Source organism: uncultured Thiocystis sp. (assembly GCF_903866365.1).
GTDB lineage: Bacteria > Pseudomonadota > Gammaproteobacteria > Chromatiales > Chromatiaceae > Chromatium.
In genome coordinates this window covers 1-5,741 of sequence record NZ_CAIPNF010000196.1, presented here as the reverse complement: position 1 = coordinate 5,741, position 5,741 = coordinate 1, and the positions used below count along the sequence as shown (strand labels likewise).

6 protein-coding genes, 1 tRNA gene and 2 pseudogenes are annotated in these 5,741 nt (G+C 60.0%); all 9 read right to left on the bottom strand.

Annotated features, from left to right (window positions below; genetic code table 11):
- A pseudogene (gene rpoB, locus QZY07_RS11225) lies at positions 1–1,746 on the bottom strand (DNA-directed RNA polymerase subunit beta); the annotation flags it as partial.
- 231 nt (positions 1,747–1,977) lie between these two features.
- On the bottom strand, positions 1,978–2,355 hold the full coding sequence (gene rplL / locus QZY07_RS11220) for a 50S ribosomal protein L7/L12 (protein ID WP_295402482.1): 378 nt from the start codon (positions 2,353–2,355) through the stop codon (positions 1,978–1,980).
- A 60-nt stretch (positions 2,356–2,415) separates the two neighbouring features.
- Positions 2,416–2,943, bottom strand: a complete 528-nt coding sequence (gene rplJ / locus QZY07_RS11215) for a 50S ribosomal protein L10 (RefSeq protein ID WP_295402480.1) — start codon at positions 2,941–2,943, stop codon at positions 2,416–2,418.
- A 276-nt stretch (positions 2,944–3,219) separates the two neighbouring features.
- Positions 3,220–3,912 carry a 50S ribosomal protein L1 gene (rplA, locus tag QZY07_RS11210; protein ID WP_295402478.1) on the bottom strand — a complete coding sequence of 231 codons (693 nt, stop codon included), beginning with the start codon at positions 3,910–3,912 and terminating at the stop codon, positions 3,220–3,222.
- On the bottom strand, positions 3,912–4,346 hold the full coding sequence (rplK, locus tag QZY07_RS11205) for a 50S ribosomal protein L11 (RefSeq protein ID WP_295402476.1): 435 nt from the start codon (positions 4,344–4,346) through the stop codon (positions 3,912–3,914). The genes rplA and rplK overlap by 1 nt, the downstream gene beginning before the upstream one ends.
- A gap of 170 nt (positions 4,347–4,516) precedes the next feature.
- The gene (nusG, locus tag QZY07_RS11200) at positions 4,517–5,050 is read right to left on the bottom strand and encodes a transcription termination/antitermination protein NusG (protein WP_295402474.1); all 534 of its coding nucleotides are present in this window, start codon (positions 5,048–5,050) and stop codon (positions 4,517–4,519) included.
- 2 nt (positions 5,051–5,052) lie between these two features.
- Positions 5,053–5,430 (bottom strand): preprotein translocase subunit SecE, encoded by a 378-nt coding sequence (secE, locus tag QZY07_RS11195; protein WP_295402472.1) that lies wholly within the window; start codon positions 5,428–5,430, stop codon positions 5,053–5,055.
- A 32-nt stretch (positions 5,431–5,462) separates the two neighbouring features.
- Positions 5,463–5,538 (bottom strand) — tRNA-Trp (locus QZY07_RS11190).
- A gap of 65 nt (positions 5,539–5,603) precedes the next feature.
- A pseudogene (gene tuf / locus QZY07_RS11185) lies at positions 5,604–5,741 on the bottom strand (elongation factor Tu); the annotation flags it as partial.

The window sequence follows — 5,741 nt, the reverse complement described above, 5'->3', positions numbered from 1 at the left end:
GTGCGTCGGATGCACGTCGCGCACCTCGAAGCCGGCCCGCTCGCGCGCCAGACCGCCTGGGCCGAGTGCCGAAACCCGCCGCTTGTGGGTGACTTCGGACAGCGGATTGTTCTGGTCCATGAACTGGGAGAGCTGGCTGGAACCGAAGAACTCCTTGATCGCCGCCGAGACCGGCTTGGCGTTGATCAGTTCCTGAGGCATCAGGCCCTCGGATTCGGCCAGCGACAGACGCTCCTTCACGGCGCGTTCCACCCGCACCAGACCGACGCGGAACTGGTTCTCAGCCATCTCGCCAACGCAACGGATACGCCGGTTGCCCAGGTGATCGATATCGTCCACCGTACCGCGGCCGTTGCGCAGTTCGACCAGCACCTTCAGCGCCTCGATGATGTCCGAGGTCTCGCCATGTTCGGCGACGAGCTTCTTGGAAAACTCGTCGTTGCGGCCCTTGAAATAACGACCGTCGTAGATCACGCCCGGCCCGGTTTCCGACGCACGCCCGAGCCGGCGGTTGAACTTCATCCGCCCGACGGCGGAGAGATCGTAGCGATCCGGGGTAAAGAACAGGTTATGAAAGAGATTCTGCGCGGCTTCCTTGGTGGGCGGCTCGCCGGGGCGCATCATCCGATAAATTTCGACCTGCGCCTCCAGATCGCTGGTGGTGGGATCGATGCGCAGGGTTTCCGACAGATAAGGCCCCTGATCGAGATCGTTGACGAACAGGGTTTCGAGGGTCTCGGTCCCCTTCTGCAACAGGGTCTCCAGCAACTCCGGCGTCACCACGGTATTGGCCTCGGCCAGCACCTCGCCGGTCTCGGTATCGATCTGAGCGTGGGCCAGAATCCGCCCGACCATGAAGTCCGGGGGCACCTCCAGACGCTCGACCCCGGACTTCTGAAGTTCGCGAATGTGGCGCGCCGTCACGCGACGCCCGGCGTCCACCAGAATCTCCTCGCCGATCTTCACATCGAAACCGACGGTCTCGCCGCGCAGACGCTCGGGCACCAGATCCAGGGTCACGTCGCGGCCCTGGATGCGGAAGGTATCGGTCTCGAAGAAGCGAGACAGGATGTCTTCCACGCCATAGCCGAGTGCGCGCAGCAGGACGGTCGCCGGCAGTTTGCGGCGACGGTCGATGCGCACAAAGACATTGTCCTTGGGATCGAACTCGAAATCGAGCCAGGATCCGCGGTAGGGAATCACGCGGGCCGAGAACAGAAGCTTGCCCGAGGAGTGGGTCTTGCCCTTGTCGTGGTCGAAAAAGACACCCGGCGAACGGTGCAACTGCGAGACGATGACCCGCTCGGTGCCGTTGATGATGAAGGTGCCGGTCTCGGTCATGAGCGGCAGTTCGCCCATGTAGACTTCCTGCTCGCGGATGTCCTTGACCACCTTGGAGCCGGACGGGGCCTCCTTATCGTAAATCACGAGACGCAACAGAACCCGCAGGGGCGCGGCAAAGGTCGCGCCGCGCAGGTGGCACTCGCGCTCATCGAAGACCGGATCGCCGAGACGGTATTTCACATACTCCAGAATGGCGTATCCCGAGTAGCTCTCGATCGGAAAGACGGATTTGAAAGCAGCATGCAGCCCCACGTCCCGACGGTCCTTCACCGAGGAATTGGCTTGCAGAAACTCGCGATAGGAGTCGATCTGCGTGGCCAGGAGGAACGGCACGCCCAGAATGCTGGGACGCTTGCCGAAGTCTTTGCGGATGCGCTTTTTTTCGGTGAACGAATAGGCCATTATGCCTTCCCTCGAGGTGCTTGCTTGGGTCCCTGACGGGGCGTGGACGTTGCTGCGGGTTGCTGACGGCAAGGAACGAGCATCAAAACAATGGCGCGGTCAGCGCCGGGCCAGGCATCGGAACCGAGCGACGAAAAGCCGCCGGGTTGTCTGAACCCAACGGGAAAAGGCCGGCGGTTCGTCGCCGCCAGCCTCATCGCTTTGCCGGAAAAGTGACGACGCAATGCGCCGTTACTTGATGTCGACAGTGGCGCCAGCCTCTACAAGCTGCTTCTTGGCGTCTTCGGCCTCGGCCTTGGACACGGCTTCCTTGAGGGTCGTCGGGGCACCTTCGACGGCGTCCTTCGCTTCCTTCAGGCCCAAACCGGTCAGCGCGCGCACAACCTTAATGACGGCAACCTTGTTGGCGCCGAACGAAGAGAGGATGACATCGAACTCGGTCTGTTCCTCGACTTCAGCCACCGCACCGCCAGCACCAGGTGCGGCGGCGGCGACGGCGACGGCGGCGGTCACGCCAAACTTTTCTTCCATCGCGCTGATGAGGTCGACGACCTCAAGCACGGTCATGTTGCCAATCGCTTCGAGAATCTCGTCTTTCGAAACGGCCATGGGTTTCTCCTGGAAATCTGAATACGGTTAATCGGGTTGCGGGTCGAGCGAGGACGCGGCTTAAGCGGCCTCTTTGGCATCGCGAATCGCGGCGATGGTGCGGACCAGTTTGCCCGGCACCTCGTTGATGGTCGCGGCGAGCTTTTGCACGGGAGCCTTCATGACGGACATCAGCAGACTGATTGCCTGATCGTAGGTCGGCATCTTGGCCAGATTGCCAATCTCCGAAGGATCGAGCAGTTTGCCGCCAAGGGCGATGAGTCGCACCTTGAATTTGTCATGATCCTTTGCAAACGCCTCCAGGACACGCGCCGCCGAACCCGGATCGGTCTGCGAAAACGCGAGGATCAGCGGGCCCGTGAGCCCCTCTCGCATGCAGGCAAAATCCGTGTCTTCCAGCGCGCGCTGGGCCAGGGTATTCTTGACGACGCGAATATAGACGCCGGCCTTGCGTGCTTCCACGCGCAGCCTGGTCAGTTGTTCCACGGTCAAACCCCGATATTCGGCTCCGATGGCCGAATAGGCACTCTTCGCGACGTGCGCGACTTCGGCGACGATTGCTTCTTTTTGCGCAAAATTCAGCGCCACTGTCGTCACCCCTTACGGTTGGTAGCCCGGCCGAGGCCGAGTGGCATTCCGGACAGCGCCTCCAGCGCCGCACTGAACGCCAAAAACGTGCGCCGTCATCAGCAAAGACCGCCGATTCGGGAGCACCGTCTGCGCAGGCGTCGAAACCATTAAGCCCCACCGGCCGAATCCCTGATAGCCATTGGGACACCTGCGGTCTTTAACGGCCTCCAGCGGTTGCCGAGACCTCAAAGAAACTCGATGTGTCCGGCGCACAAGCACCGCGGACGCGCCCCTTTAAATCAAACTGGAATAATCGACCGTCAAGCCAGGCCCCATGGTGCTGGACACCGTGACCTTGCGCATGTAGATGCCTTTGGAACTGCTAGGCTTTGCCTTCATGAGGTTGACCAGCAACGCCTCCAGATTCTCCCGGAGCTTGACGGGTTCAAATCCAATGCGACCGAGCGGGCAGTGGATGATGCCGGCCTTGTCGGTGCGGTAGCGCACCTGACCCGCCTTAGCATTGCGCACGGCCTCGGCCACGTCCGGCGTCACGGTACCGACCTTCGGATTCGGCATCAGTCCGCGCGGCCCCAGAATCTTGCCAAGCTGACCGACCAGACGCATCGCATCGGGCGAGGCAATGACCACATCGAAATCCATCTGGCCGGCCTTGATCTCTTCGGCGAGGTCATCGAAGCCAACCCGATCCGCGCCGGCTTCCGTCGCTGCGGTGGCGGCCGCGCCCTGCGCGAAGACCGCGACCCGGACGGTCTTGCCAATGCCATGCGGCAGAACCGTGGAACCACGCACGACCTGATCCGATTTACGCGGATCAACGCCGAGATTGACCGCCACGTCGATACTTTCGGCGAACTTGACCGTGGACAGTTCTTTCAGGAGAGTAAATGCCTCTTCCGGGGCGTAGAGCTTGCTGCGTTCGACGCGCTCATGGATCGCGCGCACGCGCTTCGATAAACGAGCCATCAGTTCACCCCCTCAACATCGAGACCCATGGCACGGGCGCTTCCAGCGATGGTCCGGACTGCGGCGTCCATATCGGCCGCCGTCAGATCGGGCATCTTCATGGTTGCAATCTGTTCCAATTGCTCGCGTGTCACCGTGCCGATTTTATTGGTGTTCGGATTCGGGCTCCCCTTGGGAAGGCCGAGCGCTTTCTTCAGCAGAATGGACGCCGGAGGCGTCTTGGTGATGAAGGTAAAACTGCGATCCGAATAGACGGTGATGACGACCGGAGTCGGCATCCCCTTTTCCATGTCCTGCGTGCGCGCGTTGAACGTCTTGCAGAACTCCATGATGTTGACGCCGTGCTGACCAAGCGCGGGACCGACGGGGGGACTCGGGGTCGCTTCCCCCGCCTTCACCTGCAACTTGATGTAGGCATTAATTTTCTTTGCCACGTTTGCTCTCCAATGGGTGCGAACGCCAGGAATCGAAATCCTGGCTCCCCATGCAAGTCCCCTCATGGGGACGACGTAAGGAAACCGATCCGGAGATGGAGTCGGCGAATGATTTGCTGACCGCGAGGTTAGTCACCACAGCTTGGGCAATGCAGGGATAATTTGTTCGGTTAACCTTTTTCGACTTGGGCGAATTCGAGATCGACTGGAGTGGATCGCCCGAAGATCAGGACAGACACCTTGACCCGGCTTTTGTCATAGTCAACATCCTCAACCACGCCATTGAAATCCGTGAACGGGCCATCCGTGACCCGCACGACTTCGCCCGGCTCATACAGCACCTTTGGACGCGGCTTCTCGCCGCCTTCCTGGAGACGCTGCAAGATGACTTCAGCTTGGGAGTCCGGCACAGGCGCGGGCCGATCGCCGGTACCGCCAATGAAACCCATGACTTTAGGCACGCTTTTGACCAAGTGCCAGGTCTCATCGGTCATCTCCATGTTGACCAGCACATAACCGGGAAAAAATTTGCGCTCGCTTTTCCGCTGCTGCCCACCGCGCATCTCGACAACTTCTTCCGTTGGCACCAGGATCATGCCGAAAAGATCCTCAAGGCCAGCCCTAGCGATGGTCGCTTCAAGTGAACGTTTGACTTGTCCTTCAAAGCCTGAATAGGCGTGGATGACGTACCAACGTTTGGACATCGTCAACTCACCTGGCCAGTCAAGAAACGAAGAATCGCCATCAGCACCATGTCGAACAGCCACAGCACAATGCCAACGATAAAGACCATAGCGATCACGACCAGGGTCGTTTGAAGCGTTTCCTGTCTCGAAGGCCAAACGACTTTTCGGACTTCCATCCGGGCGTCGCCGACAAACTGCCATAGCAAACGCCCAGGCTCCGTCTGAAATGCAATGGCCGCGGCGACTCCGCCGAAGATCAGCAACCCGATGACCCGGAGAAGCGAGGACAAACCGGAAAAATAGTAGAAGGCAAAAATGCCAACGACCAGCAAAAAAGCAGCGACTGCCAGCTTGATCGTATCTAAGCTGGCGCCACGGGTCTCAGCACGTGAGTTCATGGAATCGTCTGTCGCCTAAGCGATGGGTTGTATGGCAGGCCAGGAGGGAATCGAACCCCCAACCTGCGGTTTTGGAGACCGCCGCTCTGCCAATTGAGCTACTGGCCTAAATCGAAAAGGATACAACGCGCAGACTCAGAATAACACGAGCCGGCGCGCCTTAAGCACCTCATTTACGCAATAATCTTCGCGACGACGCCGGCACCGACCGTGCGTCCGCCTTCGCGCACGGCGAAGCGCAGACCTTCTTCCATGGCGATCGGGGCGATCAGCTTGATGGTCATCTTGACGTTGTCGCCGGGCATGACCAT